General features: G+C 65.1%; 18 protein-coding genes. 9 read left to right on the top strand and 9 right to left on the bottom strand.

The window, feature by feature from the left end; all coding sequences use genetic code 11:
* Positions 1 to 219: 219 nt before the first annotated feature.
* Positions 220 to 1,542, top strand: a complete 1,323-nt coding sequence (locus IX761_RS10220) for a dicarboxylate/amino acid:cation symporter (RefSeq protein ID WP_194789474.1) — start codon at positions 220 to 222, stop codon at positions 1,540 to 1,542.
* Between the two features lie 212 nt (positions 1,543 to 1,754).
* On the opposite strand, the gene IX761_RS10215 is transcribed toward IX761_RS10220, so the two are convergent.
* Both IX761_RS10215 and IX761_RS10210 read right to left on the bottom strand, forming a co-directional pair.
* A complete protein-coding gene (locus IX761_RS10215; RefSeq protein ID WP_194789473.1) occupies positions 1,755 to 2,249 on the bottom strand; it encodes a SprT family zinc-dependent metalloprotease in 495 nt (164 codons plus the stop codon).
* Between the two features lie 143 nt (positions 2,250 to 2,392).
* Positions 2,393 to 2,992: a Yip1 family protein gene (locus IX761_RS10210; RefSeq protein WP_194789472.1), complete on the bottom strand. Its 600-nt coding sequence runs from the start codon at positions 2,990 to 2,992 to the stop codon at positions 2,393 to 2,395.
* 263 nt (positions 2,993 to 3,255) lie between these two features.
* Here IX761_RS10210 and ttcA point away from each other — a divergent pair, with 263 nt between their 5' ends.
* Together ttcA and IX761_RS10200 are read left to right on the top strand one after the other, a co-directional pair.
* Positions 3,256 to 4,080 (top strand): tRNA 2-thiocytidine(32) synthetase TtcA, encoded by an 825-nt coding sequence (gene ttcA, locus IX761_RS10205; RefSeq protein WP_110993013.1) that lies wholly within the window; start codon positions 3,256 to 3,258, stop codon positions 4,078 to 4,080.
* 3 nt (positions 4,081 to 4,083) lie between these two features.
* Positions 4,084 to 4,755 carry a DNA-3-methyladenine glycosylase I gene (locus tag IX761_RS10200; RefSeq protein ID WP_194789471.1) on the top strand — a complete coding sequence of 224 codons (672 nt, stop codon included), beginning with the start codon at positions 4,084 to 4,086 and terminating at the stop codon, positions 4,753 to 4,755.
* A 77-nt stretch (positions 4,756 to 4,832) separates the two neighbouring features.
* Here IX761_RS10200 and IX761_RS10195 read toward each other — a convergent pair whose 3' ends face one another.
* From IX761_RS10195 to arsC, 3 genes are read right to left on the bottom strand one after another with little or no spacing between them, the layout of a single operon-like run.
* The gene (locus IX761_RS10195; protein WP_194789470.1) at positions 4,833 to 5,246 is read right to left on the bottom strand and encodes a DUF2069 domain-containing protein; all 414 of its coding nucleotides are present in this window, start codon (positions 5,244 to 5,246) and stop codon (positions 4,833 to 4,835) included.
* Positions 5,239 to 5,844: an NAD(P)H:quinone oxidoreductase gene (gene wrbA / locus IX761_RS10190; RefSeq protein ID WP_194789469.1), complete on the bottom strand. Its 606-nt coding sequence runs from the start codon at positions 5,842 to 5,844 to the stop codon at positions 5,239 to 5,241. The genes IX761_RS10195 and wrbA overlap by 8 nt, the downstream gene beginning before the upstream one ends.
* Entirely contained in the window at positions 5,841 to 6,194 is a 354-nt protein-coding gene (gene arsC / locus IX761_RS10185; RefSeq protein ID WP_194789468.1) for an arsenate reductase (glutaredoxin), read from the bottom strand. Before arsC ends, wrbA begins: the two co-directional genes overlap by 4 nt.
* An 86-nt stretch (positions 6,195 to 6,280) precedes the next feature.
* Here arsC and IX761_RS10180 point away from each other — a divergent pair, with 86 nt between their 5' ends.
* Positions 6,281 to 6,748 carry a TlpA disulfide reductase family protein gene (locus IX761_RS10180; RefSeq protein WP_194789467.1) on the top strand — a complete coding sequence of 156 codons (468 nt, stop codon included), beginning with the start codon at positions 6,281 to 6,283 and terminating at the stop codon, positions 6,746 to 6,748.
* Between the two features lie 99 nt (positions 6,749 to 6,847).
* On the opposite strand, the gene IX761_RS10175 is transcribed toward IX761_RS10180, so the two are convergent.
* The 4 genes from IX761_RS10175 to IX761_RS10160 form a co-directional block, all read right to left on the bottom strand.
* Positions 6,848 to 7,252 carry an META domain-containing protein gene (locus tag IX761_RS10175; RefSeq protein ID WP_194789466.1) on the bottom strand — a complete coding sequence of 135 codons (405 nt, stop codon included), beginning with the start codon at positions 7,250 to 7,252 and terminating at the stop codon, positions 6,848 to 6,850.
* Positions 7,253 to 7,687, bottom strand: a complete 435-nt coding sequence (locus IX761_RS10170) for a hypothetical protein (RefSeq protein WP_194789465.1) — start codon at positions 7,685 to 7,687, stop codon at positions 7,253 to 7,255.
* A 31-nt stretch (positions 7,688 to 7,718) separates the two neighbouring features.
* Positions 7,719 to 8,708: a 2-hydroxyacid dehydrogenase gene (locus IX761_RS10165; RefSeq protein ID WP_194789464.1), complete on the bottom strand. Its 990-nt coding sequence runs from the start codon at positions 8,706 to 8,708 to the stop codon at positions 7,719 to 7,721.
* A gap of 140 nt (positions 8,709 to 8,848) precedes the next feature.
* Complete coding sequence (locus IX761_RS10160) at positions 8,849 to 11,608, bottom strand: response regulator (RefSeq protein WP_194789463.1); 2,760 nt, start codon at positions 11,606 to 11,608, stop codon at positions 8,849 to 8,851.
* A gap of 359 nt (positions 11,609 to 11,967) precedes the next feature.
* On the opposite strand from IX761_RS10160, the gene IX761_RS10155 reads away from it, so the two are divergent.
* The 5 genes from IX761_RS10155 to relA all read left to right on the top strand — a co-directional run bounded on the left by IX761_RS10155 (position 11,968) and on the right by relA (position 18,852).
* Positions 11,968 to 12,684, top strand: coding sequence for a response regulator transcription factor (locus IX761_RS10155; protein ID WP_194789462.1), 717 nt, complete (start codon positions 11,968 to 11,970; stop codon positions 12,682 to 12,684).
* Positions 12,685 to 12,687: 3 nt separating this feature from the next.
* Positions 12,688 to 14,055: a histidine kinase sensor domain-containing protein gene (locus IX761_RS10150; protein WP_194789461.1), complete on the top strand. Its 1,368-nt coding sequence runs from the start codon at positions 12,688 to 12,690 to the stop codon at positions 14,053 to 14,055.
* Between the two features lie 199 nt (positions 14,056 to 14,254).
* Positions 14,255 to 15,154 (top strand): cysteine synthase CysM, encoded by a 900-nt coding sequence (gene cysM, locus IX761_RS10145; RefSeq protein ID WP_194789460.1) that lies wholly within the window; start codon positions 14,255 to 14,257, stop codon positions 15,152 to 15,154.
* Complete coding sequence (rlmD, locus tag IX761_RS10140) at positions 15,154 to 16,512, top strand: 23S rRNA (uracil(1939)-C(5))-methyltransferase RlmD (RefSeq protein WP_194789459.1); 1,359 nt, start codon at positions 15,154 to 15,156, stop codon at positions 16,510 to 16,512. Before cysM ends, rlmD begins: the two co-directional genes overlap by 1 nt.
* 99 nt (positions 16,513 to 16,611) lie before the next feature.
* Positions 16,612 to 18,852: a GTP diphosphokinase gene (relA, locus tag IX761_RS10135; RefSeq protein ID WP_194789458.1), complete on the top strand. Its 2,241-nt coding sequence runs from the start codon at positions 16,612 to 16,614 to the stop codon at positions 18,850 to 18,852.
* Positions 18,853 to 18,963: the final 111 nt, after the last annotated feature.

Genomic DNA, 18,963 nt, shown 5'->3' with positions numbered 1-18,963 from the left:
ACCTGCTTTTTCGCCCCGTCTCGGGGCACATATCCCCCGTAAACATTGCCCTCGCACCTCAAGCGGGCACTTTGGCATCGCCCTTGCTATTCACCTGGCAGAGGCCCAGCCAGGCCCTCGCCCACAACGACAAATCCCTCCGGGTACAGGAGGGTTCGCGATTCAGGTGCCCCGTCATCCTGGGAAGGATGCGCCGGCCCACTTGAGGATTAACAAGCCATGACGACTCGTCAGCCGCTGTACAAATCGCTGTATGTCCAGGTGATCGTCGCGATCACCATCGGTATCCTGCTCGGCCACTACTACCCGGAGACCGGCGTCGCCCTGAAACCGCTGGGTGACGGCTTCGTCAAACTGATCAAGATGGTCATCGCCCCGATCATCTTCTGTACCGTGGTCAGCGGCATCGCTGGCATGCAGAGCATGAAGTCGGTCGGCAAGACCGGCGGCTACGCGCTGCTGTACTTCGAGATCGTCTCCACCGTCGCCCTGATCATCGGCCTGGTCGTGGTCAACGTGGTTCAGCCGGGCGCCGGCATGCACGTCGACGTCAGCACCCTCAACGCCAGCAGCGTGGCCGCCTATGCCTCGGCCGGCGCGCAGCAGACCACCGTCGGCTTCCTGCTCAACGTCATCCCCAACACCGTGGTGGGTGCCTTCGCCAACGGCGACATCCTGCAGGTGCTGATGTTCTCGGTGCTGTTCGGCTTCGCCCTGCACCGCCTGGGCAGCTACGGCAAGCCGGTGCTGGACCTGATCGACCGCTTCGCCCATGTGATGTTCAACATCATCAACATGATCATGAAGCTGGCCCCGATCGGTGCCTTCGGTGCCATGGCCTTCACCATCGGCCAGTACGGCGTGGGTTCGCTGGTGCAGCTGGGCTACCTGATGGCCTGCTTCTACATCACCTGCGTGCTGTTCGTGCTGGTGGTGCTGGGTGGCATCTGCCGCGCCCACGGCTTCAGCGTCCTCAAGCTGATCCGCTACATCCGTGAAGAACTGCTGATCGTGCTCGGCACCTCGTCCTCCGAGTCGGCCCTGCCGCGCATGCTGGCCAAGATGGAGCGCCTGGGCGCGAAGAAATCGGTGGTGGGCCTGGTGATCCCGACCGGCTACTCGTTCAACCTCGACGGCACCTCGATCTACCTGACCATGGCCGCGGTGTTCATCGCCCAGGCCACCGACACCACCATGGACATCACCCACCAGATCACCCTGCTGCTGGTGCTGCTGGTGGCCTCCAAGGGTGCCGCGGGCGTCACCGGTTCGGGCTTCATCGTCCTGGCCGCAACCCTGTCCGCCGTGGGCCACCTGCCGGTTGCCGGCCTGGCGCTGATCCTGGGTATCGACCGCTTCATGTCCGAAGCCCGTGCCCTGACCAACCTGATCGGCAACGCCGTGGCCACCGTGGTCGTGGCCAAGTGGGTCAAGGAGCTGGACACCGACAAGCTGCAATCGGAGCTGGAGTCTGGTGGTTCGCCACTGATCGACACCCGCCCGACCGACGACCTGGGCGTGGCTGAAGGCCCGGCGCGTTGATCGCTGCTTGAAATGAAGAAGGCGACCCTCGGGTCGCCTTTTTTGTGCTTTGTCATCGGGGTTTGCGCCGTCTCTGTAGGAGCGGCCTTGTGCCGCGAAAGGGCTGCATGGTAGCCCCAGCAATTCAGTGTTGATGTAACGCCAGCCGGGGCCGCTTTGCAGCCCTTTCGCGGCACAAGGCCGCTCCTACAAACAACCCCCGCCGCCTGCGTTTACTCGACGCGGGTCTCGCCGCTGTACACCAATATCTCCCGGCACCGCCGGCACAGGTAGCGTCGCCCCTGGCGCACCAGCTTGTGCCGTTGCGCGGTAAACGGGAAGTCGCTCTGCGGGCACGGGCAACGGTAGATGTAGCGCGTCGCCAGCCGCCGCTGCACTTCGTAGTTGTGGCAACGGTTCGGCGGCAGTTCATACACCCCACGCATGATCAGCTGCCACTCTTCACCATGGGCTTGGATACGGTCGCCGAACAGTTGGTGGGCCACCAGGTGTGCCACTTCGTGGGCCACGGTCTGGCGCAGGAAGTCTTCCTGGTTCTCGCGGTACAGCTGCAGGTTGAAGCGCAGCAGGTTCTCGTGCAGGTGGGCGACGCCGGCCTTCTGCCCGCGCAGCTTGAAGCTGACTTCAGGGCGGGGGAAGGGGCGTTTGAAGAAGGCTTCGGCTTGCTGGTAACAGGTTTCGACGCGTTGCTTGAGCTGCTCGGGCATGGCGGGGTGGTTCTCCTGGCCGGGCATTATGCCGCAAGCATGAACGGCCTGCCGAGCCACCGGTCAGCAGACGAAACGAAGCCGCCTTGCGGCGGCCTCGGGTGATGCTCCAGTGTCGGTTTGGATCTAATGATGTTGTGTTGCTAGTTGGTGTAGACGGGCCCCACGCCCAGTCCCCAGATGATCACCGTGGCAGCCATGATCGCCACCAGGACCACCAGGCCCACCGCCAGCACCGAACTCGAGAACAGGAAACCCTCGTCGGACGGAATGTTCATGAACGTCGGCAGCCCCACGTACAGCAGGTACACCGTGTAGCAGATCGCCGCGGTACCGATCAGCATGCCCAGCCACAAGTGCGGGTACAGCGCCGCCAGCCCACCAATGAACAGGGGTGTGGCGGTGTAGGTGGCGAAGGCGATGCACTGCGCCATGCTCGGGTTGGCATCGTAGGTGCGCGCCATCCAGTGGATGAAGGCACCCATCACCGCCACCCCGGCGAGCATCGCCAGGTACGACATGATGCTCATCCATAGCGCACTTTCCATCGTTAGCATCACCGCCGGGCGGTCGCCGATCACCCAGCCCACCTGGGTGGTGCCGATGAACGCCGAGATGGCGGGGATCGCCGCCAGGATCAGCGTGTGGGTCAGGTACATGTGGCTGATGGATTCTTCTTCACCGCGAATCTCCCGCCACTCCTGGTCGGGATGGGTAAACAGCCCTACAACGTGATGAATCATGCCGGTCACTCCTCTGCGTGTTGCCAATCGCCCCCCACGTGGAGCGCAAGCGGCCCGAGGCCAGGAAACCGATGGCTGCGGTAATGTGGCCTTATGTCGCAGTATAGGAAGCGTTTCCTGGCACAAATCCCGCTTTTTAGAGCAAATTGTGCTGCTTGGCGGGGTACTGATTCCGTTGAAGTCTTTATCGGAATGCCCTACTGCCTCGCCCGGTTTGTGCGTAAAATAGCCGGCTTTTGTCACACCTCGCGGATCCAAGCGCTATGGGCACCCTCTCGGTCAACCAGAACAAACTGCAAAAACGCCTGCGTCGCCTCGCTGGCGAAGCCATCACCGACTACAACATGATCGAGGATGGCGACAAGGTCATGGTCTGCCTGTCCGGCGGCAAGGACAGCTACACCATGCTCGACGTTCTGTTGCACCTGCAGAAGGTGGCGCCGATCAAGTTCGACATCGTCGCGGTGAACATGGACCAGAAGCAACCAGGCTTCCCCGAGCACGTGCTGCCGGCCTATCTCAAAGAGCTGGGCGTCGAGTACCACATCGTCGAGAAGGACACCTACTCGGTGGTCAAGGAGTTGGTGCCCGAAGGCAAGACCACCTGCTCGCTGTGCTCGCGCCTGCGCCGCGGCACCCTGTACACCTTCGCCGACGAGATCGGCGCGACCAAGATGGCCCTGGGGCACCACCGCGACGACATCGTCGAGACCTTCTTCCTCAACATGTTCTTCAACGGCGCGCTCAAGGGCATGCCACCCAAGCTGCGTGCCGACGACGGCCGCAACGTGGTGATCCGCCCGCTGGCCTACTGCAGCGAGAAGGATATTCAGGCCTACTCGGACATGAAGGAATTCCCCATCATCCCGTGCAACCTGTGCGGCTCGCAGGAGAACCTGCAGCGCCAGGTGGTCAAGGACATGCTGGTGGAGTGGGAGCGCAAGCACCCGGGCCGCACCGAAAGCATCTTCCGCGCGATGCAGAACGTGGCGCCGTCGCAACTGGCCGACCGCAACCTGTTCGACTTCACCAGCCTTACGATCGACGAAAACGCCACCCCGCGCTTCCTCGACGTGGTCAACCTCTGACCCATGCGCGACTACCCGTGGCTGCATGAGTACTGCCTGAACCGCTTCGGCTCTGCCGAGGCGCTGGAAGCCTTCCTGCCGCAGCCGCGCACGCCCGCGCAGTTGCGCGACATCGCAAATGATCGCTACCTGTCCACCCTGGCCCTGCGGGTGTTCCGCGCCGGGCTCAAGCACAGCCTGGTGGACGCCAAGTGGCCGGCGTTCGAGCAGGTGTTCTTCGACTTCGATCCGGAAAAGGTGGTGTTGATGGGCGCCGAGCACCTGGAGCGGCTGATGCACGACGAGCGCATCATCCGCCACCTGGGCAAGCTCAAGAGCGTGCCGCGCAATGCGCAGATGGTGCTGGATGTGGCCAAGGCGCACGGCAGTTTCGGTGCATTCATCGCCGACTGGCCGGTGACCGACATCGTGGGGTTATGGAAGTACCTGGCCAAGCATGGCAACCAGCTGGGCGGGTTGTCGGCGCCGCGCTTCCTGCGCATGGTCGGCAAGGATACCTTCATCCCCACCGACGACATGGCGGCGGCGCTGATCGCGCAGAAGATCATCGACAAGCCACCGACCAGCCAGCGCGACCTGGCGCTGGTGCAGGAAGCGTTCAACCAGTGGCACACAGAAAGCGGGCGACCGCTGTGCCAGTTGTCAGTGATGCTGGCGCATACCGTCAACCATTGACTCAGGCTGTAATGGCCATCGCGGGGCAAGCCCGCTCCCACGTAAGGTTGTGGGAGCGGGCTTGCCCCGCGATGAATTCAGCGCCCTTCGCCGGCCATGCGCCGCTCGAACTGAAACTTCCAGCGCACATACAGCAGCCCGGCCACGAACAACCCCAGGCTCACCAGCACCTCCACCCAGCCAAACACCGCCCGCGCCGGGTCGAACGCCGCCAGCACGCCCTTGATGAAGTAGATGTTCACCACGAAGCAGGTCCAGGCATGCGCCCGGGCGCTGCCCAGCAGCATGCCCGGCAACAGCAGCAGCAGGGGGATCAGCTCGATGGCCAGGATCACTTCGACCCGCGCCCCGTGCAGGTTGGCGAACCACAGGTTGTTCACCACCAGCAATGCGATCAAGCCAAAGAAGCAGGCCAGGCTCAGGGCCCGGGTCAGGCGCACCCGTGGCGCCAGCCAGTCCAGCGGCGGCAGCACCTTGGGTTTTCTAGCCACGCTCACCACCCAGGGCCTTGGCAGTGTTGGCCAACCGCTGACCCAGCGCCCGGCACAGGGCGATCTCGTGTTGGTCCAGCTCGCGCTTGCCATCGGCGCCGGCATGGTGGCTCGCACCATACGGGGTGCCGCCGCCGCGGGTTTCCAGCAGCGCCGACTCGCTGTAGGGCAGGCCCAGCACCAGCATGCCGTGGTGCATCAGCGGCAGCAGCATCGACAGCAGGGTGGTTTCCTGGCCGCCATGCAGGCTGGCAGTGGAGGTGAACACCGCTGCCGGCTTACCCACCAGCTCGCCACCCAGCCACAAGCTGCTGGTGCCGTCGAGGAAGTACTTCAATGGCGCGGCCATGTTGCCGAAGCGGGTCGGGCTGCCCATGGCCAGGCCCGCGCAGTGGCGCAGGTCGTCGAGGGTGGCGTACAGCGCACCGCTGGCCGGGATGTCCGGGGCCACGGCTTCGCATTCGGTGGAGATCGCCGGCACGGTGCGTAGGCGAGCTTCCAGGCCGGCCATCTCGATGCCGCGGGCGATGTGCCGGGCCATCTCGCTGGTCGAGCCGTGGCGGCTGTAATACAGCACCAGGATGTAGGGGGCGCTCACGGCAGGATCTCCAGGACCTTCTCCGGTGGGCGGCCGACCACGGCCTTGTCACCTGCGACGAGAATGGGGCGTTCGATCAGCTTGGGGTGCTGGGTCATGGCCTCGATCAGCTGGGCGTCGGTCAGGGCCGGATTGGCCAGGTCGAGGGCCTTGTATTCGTCTTCGCCGGTGCGCAGCAGCTGGCGCGCAGTGATGCCCAGCTTGCCCAGCAGTTGCTTGAGGGTGGCGGCATCCGGCGGGGTTTCGAGGTAGCGCACGATTGTGGGCGACAAGCCTTGTGCCTCGAGCAGCTCCAGGGCGCCACGGGATTTCGAGCAACGCGGGTTATGATACAGGGTCAGATCGGTCATGGCGGGTCGCATCCAGCAGGGTGTGGCGGCTATTCTAACCGCAGCGATCGACTTCAATGCTTGAAAACTTCGAGAAGGATTGACCCATGGCAAGGCGTTTGGCAGTAGCACTGGCCATCACCGCAAGCCTGTTGCTTGGCGGCTGCGGTGCGGACTACGGCGTGGACCAGCACGGCAACACGGTAAAGGCGCAGCAGATCGACGGGCACTGGCTGGTGCTCAACTACTGGGCCGAATGGTGTGGCCCGTGCCGCACGGAAATCCCTGAACTGAACGCCGCGGCCAAGCAGTGGGAAGCCCAGGGCATCAAGGTGGTGGGGGTGAACTTCGATGGTTTGCAGGGCGCTGACCTGAAGACGGCTGCCGACACCCTGGGCATCGCCTTCACCGTGCTCGCCCAGGACCCGGCCGAGCGCTACGAGCTGCCGCGCAGCGAGGCGCTGCCGGTGACCTACATCATCGACGACAAGGGCAAGGTGCGTGAGCAGTTGATGGGCGAGCAGACCCTCGAAGGGCTGCAAGCGAAGATCAAGGCGCTCAAGGGCGGCGCCTGATAGCGGGCCCGGGCCGCGTCGCGGCCATCGCCGGCAAGCCGGCTCCCACAGGGTTCTCGCTGCCTTTGTGGGAGCCGGCTTGCCGGCGAAGAGGCCCGATCAGCCTTCCTCAGGCCAGAAGCGCAGCGGCTTGCCTTCGACCGGCCAGAAGCGGATCTGCTCGATCGGCGACACATCCCAGCGCTGCACCGTTTCCAGCGCTTGCAGGAAGCGTTTTTCCTGGTCCATCAACGCTGGTGCGCACAGTTTGCGGGTCTTGCCGACCTTGCCGAAGCTGATGTGCTCACCTTCCAGCGTGTACGGCGCGAACCAATGGTTGCAGCCGGCGTTGCCGTAGGCGCGGCCATCGTCGGCCAGCGTCAGTGTCAGGTGGCTGTAGTCGATCAGCGGGCGTTCACCGATCCACTCCAGCACATAGCTCTGTTCCTGTTGCAGCGGCGAAGGCTGCGAGGCGCAGCCCATCAGGCCGCCGGCGATCAGCGCGGCGCTCAACAGCTGTTTCACTCAACCGCGCTCCTGGCACTGTGGGCACAGGTGCTTGTCGCCCTGGCTGGCCCAGCCCAGCTCTGCCACACGGGCGCTGGCGGCCGGTGCGTGGCCTTTCTTGCCCAGCTTGGCTTCGGCGGCGAACTCGAAGTCCAGTACCGCATCGCAGCTGTCGCACTTGACCTGCCATTCGAGGATTTCCAGCTCGTTGAACACCGGGCCCTTGGCCACGGCGACCCACTGGCCGCTCGGGTTGATCAGGTGGCGCACGGTTTCCACGGTCAGGCGCATCGACAGGGTCTTGCTGCCTTTGAGGGAGACCAGCAGCACGTCGTCCTTCTGGATCGAGCCGCCGTTGCCGGTGACCTGGTAACGGCCTGGCACCAGCGCGCGGCACTCGATCAGGGTGTGTTGCGGGTTGAAAAGGGTGTAGCGGAAATCGTGTTCGACCATGGGTCCTCCAGAATTGCCGCGTATCCTAGCATCAACCTTCGACGATGTTCTGCGGATTGCCTGCCGCCCAGCGGGTGATGTTGTCCAGGGTGGTCGCGGCGATGGCATCCAGTGCCTCGCGGGTCAGGAAGGCCTGGTGGGCGGTGACGATCACATTGGGGAAGGTCAGCAGCCGCGCCAGTACGTCGTCCTGCAACGGCAGGTCGGAGCGGTCCTCGAAGAACAACTGCGCTTCTTCTTCATACACATCCAGGCCCAGGTAGCCGAGCTGGCCGCACTTGAGTGCGTCGATCAGCGCCGGGGTGTCGACCAGCGCGCCGCGGCCGGTGTTGATCAACATGGCGCCGGGTTGCAGTTGGGCCAGGCTGCGCGTATTGATCAGGTGCCGGGTGTGCTCGGTCAGCGGGCAGTGCAGGCTGATGATCCGCGCTTCACGCAGCAGGTCGGGCAGTTCCAGGTAGCGGGCACCCAGGGCGATCAGCTCGGGGTTGGGGTACGGATCGTACGCCAGCAACTGACAGCCGAAGCCGGCCATGATGCGGGCGAAGGCCGCGCCGATCTGCCCGGTGCCGACCACGCCGACAGTCTTGCCGTGCAAGTCGAAGCCGGTCAGCCCATGCAGGGTGAAATCGCCCTCGCGGGTGCGGTTGTAAGCCCGGTGCAGGCGGCGATTGAGGGCCAGGATCAATGCCACGGCATGTTCGGCGACGGCATGCGGCGAATAGGCTGGAACGCGAACCACGGCAATCCCCAGGCGCCGTGCGGCAGCCAGGTCGACATGGTTGTAGCCGGCCGAACGCAGGGCGATAAGGCGCGTGCCACCGGCGGTCAGGCGCTCGATCACCGAGGCGTCAAGTTCATCGTTGATGAAGGCGCAGACCACGTCGAAACCGCAGGCCAAGGCGGCAGTGTCGAGGGTCAGGCGAGCCGGCTGGTAGTGCAGCTCCAGGGCTGTGCCAGCGGCGGCACGGGTGAAGCTTTCCTGGTCGTAGTGCTGACTGCTGAACAACAGAGCGCGCATGGTCGGGTTCCTTCTAGGGGCAACGCCGCCATTCTAGCCAATTGAACAGGATGGGCATTGATCTGCAGCGGCTGTACCGAGCCAGTCGCGGGGCAAGCCCGCTCCCACAACGGCGATGTGGGAGCGGGCTTGCCCCGCTATCAGGCACTCAACTGGGCCTGCGCGGCGAGCCGCTCGATCGCCCGGTCCAGCTCATCCAACGCCTGTTGCGCCTGTGGGCTGTCCTGCTTGAGCAAGGTTTCGCTCTGCTGGCAGGCCGCGCGCAGTTGCGGTACCCCGCAATAGCGCGAGGCGCCATTGAGGCGATGCACACGCTCGATCATCGCCGTGCGGTCGCAGGCTTCGCGGGCAGCGCGAATGGCGTTGCGTTCAGGTTCCAGCGAAGCCAGCAGCATGGTCAGCATGTCCGCGGCCAGGTCGGCCTTGCCAGCCGCCAGGCGCAAACCTTCCTCTGGGTCCAGCACCTTCAGCTCACGGCTCTCCGGCAGGCGCTCGGAGGCGCGTTCGGGTTGCGGTGCACCCAGGCTCAGGCCGGTCCATTTCATCACCACCTGGGCCAGTTGGCGCTCGCTGATCGGCTTGGTCAGGTAGTCGTCCATGCCACTGTGCAGCAAGGCGCGCTTCTCGTTGGCCATGGCATGGGCGGTGAGGGCGACGATCGGCAGTGCCGGGCCGCTCTGGCTGTTTTCCCACTGACGGATCTGCTCGGTGCAGGCCCGGCCGTCCATGCCCGGCATCTGCACATCCATCAGCACCAGGTCGAAAGGTTCGTCCTGCACTGCCTGTACCGCGGCGAAGCCGCTGTCCACCGCCAGTACTTCGGCGCCCATGCCTTCGAGCAGGGTGCGCACCAGCAGCAAGTTGGCCGGGTTGTCATCGACGCAGAGGATCTTTGGCACGCGCTGGCCCGTGGCGATGCGTGGTTCGGGCAGGGGGCGGCGTGGCTGCACCAGCTCCAGCAACAGCCGGCGCAACTTGCGGGTACAGGTCGGCTTGGCCAGCAGCTGGCCGTGGGCGTTGGGCAGGTAGGGGTGGTACAGGGTCTGCTCGGTGGTCGGGCACAGCACCACGCACTGGCAGCCCAGGCGGTCGAGGTGCTGCTGGTACTGGCCGAGCTGCTCGGGCGACAGGCTGCCCAGATTGGCGCCGAGTACGGCGAACTCGAACGGCTGCCCGGCCTGCGCCGCCGCCTGCACGGCGTGCAGCAACTGGTCGTAGGAGGTGAAGAGAAATGGCGAAAGGCCGCAATCTTCCAGCTGATGCTCCAGCGCCTGGCGGGCCAGGTCGTGGCCATCCACCACCGCCACGCGGCGACCGAGCAGCGCCTGCAGCGGTTGCTCTTCGGCATCGTCGTGGGCCCGTGGCAAGTTGAGGCTGATCCAGAACTGCGAGCCTTCGCCAGGGGTGCTGTCGACGCCGATCTCGCCGCCCATCTGCTCGATCAGGCGCTTGGAGATCACCAGCCCCAGGCCGGTGCCGCCGGGCTGGCGCGACAGCGAGTTGTCGGCCTGGCTGAAGGCCTGGAACAGGGTGCGCACGTCTTGCGGCGACAGGCCGATGCCGGTGTCCTGCACGCTGATGCGCAATTGCACGCTGTCTTCCTGCTCGTCTTCGAGCATGGCGCGTACGACGATCGTGCCTTCACGGGTGAACTTGATCGCATTGCTCACCAGATTGGTGAGGATCTGCTTGAGCCGCAGCGGGTCACCGACCAGCGACAGTGGGGTGTCGCGGTACACCAGGCTGAGCAGCTCCAGCTGCTTGGCGTGGGCGGCCGGGGCGAGGATGGTCAGGGTGTCCTGGATCAGGTCGCGCAGGTTGAACGGGATGCTGTCGAGCACCAGCTTGCCGGCCTCGATTTTGGAGAAGTCGAGGATCTCGTTGATGATCCCCAGCAGGTTGTCGGCGGACTTCTCGATGGTGCCCAAGTAGTCGAGCTGGCGCGGGGTGAGTTCGCTTTTTTGCAGCAGGTGGGTAAAGCCCAGGATGCCGTTGAGCGGGGTGCGGATCTCGTGGCTCATGTTGGCGAGGAACTCGGACTTGATGCGGCTGGCCTCAAGGGCCTCCTTGCGCGCCATGTCCAGCTCGATGTTCTGGATCTCGATGGTTTCCAGGTTCTGGCGTACATCTTCGGTGGCCTGGTCGATGCTGTGCTGCAGCTCTTCATGGGCGCTGTGCAGGGTTTCGGCCATGCGGTTGATGCCGGCGGCAAGCTCGTCGAGCTCATGGCTGCCCATCGCCGGCAGGCGCTCGTCGAGGTGGCCGTCCTTGAGCTGGTTGACCGTATGCTTGATGCGGTTGATCGGGCCGTTGATGGTGCGGCTCATGCGCACGGCGAGCAGCCCGGTCAGGCCCAGGCAGGCGAGGATCAGCAGCAGGCTGGTGAACAGGTTGCGGTAGCCGCGTAGCAGGGTGCCGTCGTGGGACAGTTCGATCTCCACCCAGCCGAGCAGACGCTCGGCCTCGGCGGGCACGGCATCGCTGGCGGCCAGGTCGCGGTGATGGCCGAACACCGGCATCAGGTAGCGGGTGGCGTCATTACCGGTGCGTTGCAGCAACTGCGTGCCAGTACCGCCGCTCGGTGGCTGGTTGAGCATGCTGGGGCCGGCGTGGGCCAGCCGCGATCGGTCGGCGGCGAGGAAGGCCACGGCGCGCACGTCGGTCTGCTCCAGGGCCTGGGCGGCGATGCGCTCCAGTTGCGCCGGGGCGGGGTTGGCGAGGGCCGGGGCGGCCAGCGGGGCCAGTTGTTCGGCGATCATCTTGCCGCGTTGCAGCAACTGGGTGCGCAATTCACTTTGCTGCAACCAGGTGAAATAGCTGCCCAGCACCAGGGCCATCAGGCTGGCGGGCAGCAGGGCCAATAGCAGCACGCGGCTGCGGATTCCCAAACGGTCGAGCACACCTGTCTCCTGTCATGTGCCTGGTGCGCGGTTCGCACTAGAGCGGGAACGTTACTCCGGGTGCCCGGGCAATGCACTCATTTGTATCTGTTTTTGTTTGGTTAGAACGCTGAAATACGTGACTCCTGTAGGAGCGGCCTTGTGTCGCGAAAGGGCCGCGTAGCGGCCCCAGCAGGCTTGAGGCGTATTGGAAATCCTGGGGCCGCTTTGCGGCCCTTTCGCGGCACGAGGCCGCTCCTACAGGGGGCATGTGAGCCAGCAGATGATTGCTCTATACCCACCACGCCGGTCGTGCCGTGGTTGCTTGGCAAGCAGGCTTGCCCAATAATCGCGTAACTGAGAATTGATGGCAGTTGCCAATGCATCCCGTAACGATCAACTCATCCACTATCCTCGCCATCGAAGATGATCCGGTCCTCGGCGCCTACCTGCACGAAGAGTTGCAGCGCGGCGGTTACCAGGTGACCTGGTGCCGCAGCGGCCTGGAGGGCCTGGAAACTGCCGCGCGGCAGGCCTTCGACCTGGTGCTGATGGACATCCTGCTGCCGGGGCTCAATGGCCTGGACGCCCTGGCCAGGTTGCGTCGGCACAGCGCCACGCCGGTCATCCTGATGTCGGCGCTGGGGGCCGAGGCCGATCGCATCAGCGGCTTCGAGCGCGGCGCCGATGACTACCTGCCCAAGCCGTTCAGCTTTACTGAACTGCGTGTGCGCATCGAGGCGATCCTGCGGCGGGTGGCATTCGAGCGCCGTGGTCGGCCCGCCCAGGAGGTGCCCGCGGGGCAGCTGCGCTTCGATGAGCAAACCTGCGACGTCAGCCTGGACGGCGCCTGGGCCGGCCTCACGCCCAGCGAGTTTCGCCTGCTGGAAACCTTGCACCAGAGCCACGGCGAAGTGCTGAGCAAGGCGTTTCTCTATCAGCAGGTGTTGCAGCGAGGCTATGCGCGTCACGACCGCAGCCTGGACATGCACGTCAGCCAGATCCGCCGCAAGCTCAAAGCCATCGGCTACCACGAGTGCCAGGTGCGCACGGTGTGGGGCAAGGGTTACCTGTTCGGCGCGGGCGAGGCGGACTGAGCCGTGCTCGATCGCCACTCGCTGTTCTGGAAACTGGCCATCCTGCTGGTGGGCTTCTGCCTGCTGATGATCGGCCTGAGCTACACCTGGGGCCGGCACATGGAAACCCAGAACGCCTTTCTCGCCGAGCCGGCACGCGAGGTCTTGCGCGGCTATGCCAGCGAGGCGGAGCAGGCCTGGCGCGATGACGGCCAGGCGGGGGTGGACCGCTGGCTGGCCGGCATGCGCCAGCGTGAGCAGGGCTGGGTCGGTGTGCTCGACGGCGATCTGCAGCCACTGGGTAGCGCCGGCCTCAGCGCTGCCCAGGTCCAGCACCTGACCCGCCTGCGCGGTGTCGACTGGCCGATGAGCCGGCGCACCATTGGCCAGCCCTGGCTGCGCTTGCCGTTCCCCAACAGCCCGGAGCAAGGCTCGCTGGTGATCGAGTTGCCAGAGCGTTTCAACCCGGGCCAGTACCGATTGTTCTGGCGGGTCATCACCAACGGCATCATCCCCGGGCTGTTCACCCTGCTGTTGTGCGTCGGCCTGTACCGCATGTTGATCGTGCCGCTGAACCAGCTGCGCGAACAGGCCAGGGCCTGGCGCGCCGACCAGCTCACCGCGCGCCTGGACCCTGGCACCACCCGGCGCCGCGACGAACTCGGCGAGCTGGCGCGGGCCTTCGACCAGATGGCCGAGCGCCTGCAAGGGACCGTGGCGCTGCAACAGCAATTGCTGCGTGACCTCTCCCACGAGATGCGCACGCCACTGAGCCGCCTGCGTGTGGCTTGCGAGGGTGAAACCGACCTTGGGCGCTTGCGCGAGCGTTTGCACCGCGAGGTTGACGGCATGCAGCAGCTGGTCGAATGCACCCTGCAACTGGCCTGGCAGGATGCCGAGCGCGCGCCGATGAACCTCGAGCCGATCCAGCTACCGGTGCTGTGGGACATGCTCAGCGAGAACGCTTGCTATGAAAGTGGCTGGCCGGCGCAGCATCTGCATTGCGCATTGCCGCTCGACTGCTGGGTGCAGGGCAACCTCAACGACCTGGCCCAGGCGCTGGAGAACATGCTGCGCAACGCCATCCGCCACTCACCCGCCAATGGCGTGGTGAAGCTGAGCGGGCGACGCGACGGCGGTTACTGGCGCATTGACCTGGAAGACCAGGGCGGTGGCGTGGCCGACGATGACCTGGAGCGGATTTTCGCGCCGTTCTCGCGGCTCGACGGCTCACGGCCAGGGGATGGCGGTTTCGGGCTTGGCCTGAGCATCGCGCGCAATGCCATCCAGCGCCAGGGCGGGAGAGTGTGGGCATTGAACGGCGAGCACGGCTTGCGCGTGTGCATGCGCCTGGCGGCCTGCGAGCCGGTGCAGAGCGAGACGACGGCGTGATTTGTGTGGGCGCGGCGGTTCGCCGCTCCCACACGGGGCGTGCGGGTGCTTTAGATTTTGAGCAAGGCAACTGCCCCTGCAAGTGAAGCGTTTCACGGCTTATAGCCATCGGCTATAGCGTCCGACAATTGCGTGATATGGCCGCGCGGGGTTTGCCGGTATGATAGGCGCCCCTGCCGTCCGGATTGCGAAAACGCCCATGACCCTGCAGTACCCAACCATCGCCGATTGCGTCGGCCACACGCCTCTGGTTCGCCTGCAGCGCATCGCGGGGAACACCAGCAACACCCTGCTGCTCAAGCTCGAAGGCAACAACCCGGCGGGTTCGGTCAAGGACCGCCCGGCGTTGTCGATGATCACTCGCGCCGAGCTGCGTGGCCAGATCAAGCCAGGCGACACCCTCATCGAAGCCACCTCCGGCAACACCGGTATTGCCCTGGCCATGGCGGCGGCGATCAAGGGCTACAAGATGATCCTGATCATGCCGGACAACTCCACCGCCGAACGCAAGGCGGCCATGACCGCCTATGGCGCCGAGCTGATCCTGGTGACCAAGGAAGAGGGCATGGAAGGGGCGCGCGACCTCGCCGAAAAACTGCAGGCCGAAGGCCGTGGCCTGGTGCTCGATCAGTTCGCCAATGGCGACAACCCGATCGCCCACTACAACAGCACCGGCCCCGAGATCTGGCAGCAAACCCAGGGCACCATCACCCATTTCATCAGCTCCATGGGCACCACCGGCACCATCATGGGCTGCTCGCAGTACCTCAAGGAGCAGAACCCGCAGGTGCAGATCGTCGGCCTGCAACCGATGGAAGGCTCGGCCATCCCCGGCATTCGCCGCTGGCCCCACGAGTACCTGCCGAAGATCTTCGACGCCACCCGGGTCGACCGCGTGGTCGACATGTCCCAGCACGAGGCCGAGGAGACCACCCGTCGCCTGGCCCGTGAAGAAGGCATTTTCTGTGGCGTCTCCTCTGGCGGCGCGGTGGCGGCGATGCTGCGCCTGTCCCAGGAAGTCGAGCACGCGGTGATGGTCGCCATCATCTGCGACCGCGGCGACCGTTATCTCTCCACCGGCCTGTTCGATCCCATCTGATGTCCAGAAAGAAAAGCAACAGCGGCCTGCGCTTCCAGCCGGCCGGCGGCAACCGCTCCACGCAGATTCCGGTGGGCAAGAAGCAGCGCCTGGTCATCGAGCGCCTGGCCGGTGACGGGCGCGGCATCGCCTTCTTCGAAGGCCGTACCTGGTTCGTCAGCGGCGCACTGGCCGGGGAGGAGGTCGAAGCCCGGGTGCTCGCCGCCCGGGGCAAGGTGGTCGAGGCGCGCCTCGAGCGGGTGTTCCAGGCCAGCGCCGAGCGTCGCGAGGCACCTTGCCGCCACTATGACCGCTGCGGCGGCTGCAACCTCCAGCACCTGCCCCATGAGGGGCAGTTGGCGCTCAAGCAGCGCCTGCTGGCCGAGCAACTGCAACGGGTGGCAGGCCTGCAGCCCGAAGAATGGGCCGCCCCCCTGAGCGGGCCGGAATTCGGCTACCGGCGGCGGGCGCGGGTCGCCGTGCGCTGGGACGCCAAGGCGCGCCAACTCGATGTGGGTTTTCGCGCCGAGGCCAGCCAGGACATCGTCGCCATCGACGACTGCCCGGTGCTGGTACAACCCTTGCAGAACATTTTCCGCCACCTGCCAACCGTATTGCGCAGCTTGAGCAAGCCGCAGGCACTGGGGCATGTGGAATTGTTCAGCGGTACCGCCGAGGCACTGTTGGTGCGTCATGTGGCAGCGCTTCCCGCTGACGACCTGGCGCGCCTTGACGCATTCTGCCGCGAAGCCGGCGCCCAGTTGTGGCTGCAGGGCGAAGGTGAGCCGGCCCCGGTGGACGCTGCGGCGAAGCTGGGGTTCACGCTGGAGCCTTGGGGGCTGGAACTGGCCTGGCGCCCGGGCGACTTCGTCCAGGTCAATGCCCAGGTCAACACGCTGATGATCCAGCAGGCCTTGGCCTGGCTGGCACCGCAAGGCGACGAGCGAGTGCTCGACCTGTTCTGTGGCCTGGGCAACTTTGCCCTGCCGCTGGCGCGTCAGGCGCGCGAAGTGGTGGCGGTGGAGGGTGTGCAGGCGATGGTCGAGCGTGCCGAAGCCAACGCCAGCAGCAACAATGTGCATAACGCACGGTTTTTTCAGGCCGATTTATCGCAGCCTTTGGCCGGCGCCGAATGGGTCGCCGAAGGCTTTTCTGCGGTACTCTTGGATCCACCGCGCGACGGGGCCTACGAGGTGGTGCAAGGCATCGCTCGGCTCGGCGCGAAGCGGCTGGTCTACGTATCGTGCAACCCCGCCACGCTGGCGCGAGACGCGCAGGTGCTGGTCGGGCAGGGGTACCGGTTAAAAAGGGCCGGGATTCTCGACATGTTTCCTCAGACGGCGCATGTCGAGGCCATGGCGTTATTCGAGGCAGGCTAGCCAGGCTGGCCTTCTTGGTGCGGCACTCAGGGAGTGAGGGCGGCACAGGTGAAAACCAGTGCACCCGCGTGGTGCACTGTAGGGAAAGGTAAAACAAAGATGGTACAGGTGAGAGTGCACCAGCCGGTCAACACCGACGGCAGTATCAATCTCGAAGCATGGCTCGATCATGTGGTGAGCGTCGATTCGCAGCTTGATCGCCCGGCGCTCAAGCAAGCGTGCGAGTTCGCCCAGGAAGTCGAGAAGAAGGGCAACCCGGCCAAGCATTCCTGGGCCGATGGCACGTCGAGCTTCCAGGCAGGGCTGGAGATCGCCGAAATCCTCGCCGACCTGAAGCTCGACCAGGATTCGCTGGTCGCCGCAGTCATCTACCGCTCGGTGCGCGAGGGCAAGGTCACGCTGGCTGAGGTTGGCCAGCGTTTCGGCCCGGTAGTGTCCAAGCTGATCGACGGTGTGCTGCGCATGGCCGCCATCAGTGCCAGCCTCAGCCCCCGCCAGTCACTGGTACTGGGCTCGCAGGCGCAGGTCGAGAACCTGCGCAAGATGCTGGTGGCGATGGTCGATGACGTGCGTGTGGCGCTGATCAAGCTCGCCGAACGTACCTGCGCCATTCGCGCGGTGAAGGCCGCCGACGATGAAAAGCGCCTGCGCGTAGCCCGCGAGGTGTTCGACATCTACGCGCCGCTGGCCCACCGCCTGGGCATCGGCCATATCAAGTGGGAGCTCGAAGACCTCTCGTTCCGCTACCTCGAACCCGACCAGTACAAGCAAATCGCCAAGCTGCTGCACGAGCGCCGGCTGGACCGCGAGCGCTTCATCAGCGACGTGATGAACCAGTTGCAGAACGAGCTGCTGGCCACCGGCGTGAAGGCCGACATCAGTGGCCGGGCGAAACACATCTATTCGATCTGGCGCAAGATGCAGCGCAAGGGCCTGGAGTTTAGCCAGATCTACGACGTGCGCGCGGTGCGTGTGCTGGTGCCGGAAGTGCGCGACTGCTACACCGCGCTGGGCATCGTCCACACCCTGTGGCGGCACATCCCCAAAGAGTTCGACGACTACATCGCCAACCCCAAGGAAAACGGCTACCGCTCGCTGCATACTGCGGTGATCGGCCCCGAGGGCAAGGTGCTGGAAGTGCAGATCCGCACCCACGCCATGCACGAAGAGGCCGAGCTTGGGGTGTGCGCGCATTGGCGCTACAAGGGCACCGACGTCAAGCCCAGCTCCAACCACTACGAAGAGAAGATTTCCTGGTTGCGCCAGGTGCTCGAGTGGCATGAAGAGCTGGGCGACATTGGCGGCCTGGCCGAACAGCTGCGCGTCGATATCGAGCCGGACCGGGTCTATGTATTCACCCCCGACGGCCACGCCATCGACCTGCCCAAGGGCGCCACGCCGCTGGACTTCGCCTACCGCGTGCACACCGAGATCGGCCACAACTGCCGTGGCGCCAAGATCAACGGGCGCATCGTGCCGCTGAACTACAGCCTGCAAACTGGCGAGCAGGTGGAGATCATCACCAGCAAGCACGGCAACCCGAGCCGTGACTGGCTGAACTCCAACTTAGGCTACGTGACCACCTCGCGGGCGCGAGCGAAGATCGTCCACTGGTTCAAGCTGCAAGCCCGCGACCAGAACGTCGCCGCCGGCAAGACCCTGATCGAGCGTGAGCTCAGCCGCCTGGGCCTACCCCAGGTGGACTTCGAGCGCCTGGCCGAGAAGGCCAACGTCAAGACCGCCGAAGACATGTTCGCAGCGCTGGGGGCGGGCGACCTGCGCCTGGCGCACATGGTCAACGCCGCCCAGCAGTTGCTCGAACCCGAGCGCATCGAACCGGTAGAGCTGGTGCCGCGCCAGGCCCGGGGCATTCGCGCGGGCAAGCGCAACGACATCCAGATCCAGGGCGTCGGCAACCTGCTCACGCAAATGGCCGGTTGCTGCCAGCCGCTGCCGGGCGATGCCATCGTCGGCTACATCACCCAGGGCCGCGGCGTGAGCATCCACCGCCAGGACTGCGCCTCGGTGCTGCAACTGGCGGGCAAGGAACCGGAGCGGATGATCCAGGTCAGCTGGGGGCCGATCCCGGTGCAGACATATCCGGTCGACATCGTGATCCGCGCCTACGACCGCCCGGGCCTGTTGCGCGATGTGTCGCAGGTGCTGCTCAACGAGAAGATCAACGTGCTGGCGGTCAATACCCGCTCGAACAAGGAAGACAACACCGCCTTGATGTCGCTGACCATCGAGATCCCCGGCCTGGACGCCCTCGGGCGTTTGCTCGGGCGGATCTCGCAGTTGCCCAACATCATCGAGACGCGGCGTAACCGTACCCCTTGAGAATCGGGGCCGCGTTGCGGCCCATCGCCGGCAAGCCGGCTCCCACAGGATGTTGTGGGAGCTGGCTTGCCAGCGATCGAGGGCGAAGCCCTCGCCCAGGAACAAACCTTT

Source organism: Pseudomonas sp. UFMG81 (genome assembly GCF_015354575.1).
Taxonomy (GTDB): Bacteria; Pseudomonadota; Gammaproteobacteria; order Pseudomonadales; family Pseudomonadaceae; genus Aquipseudomonas.
Note: the sequence above shows the minus strand (reverse complement) of the source record. Positions and strands in the feature narration are given on the sequence as shown.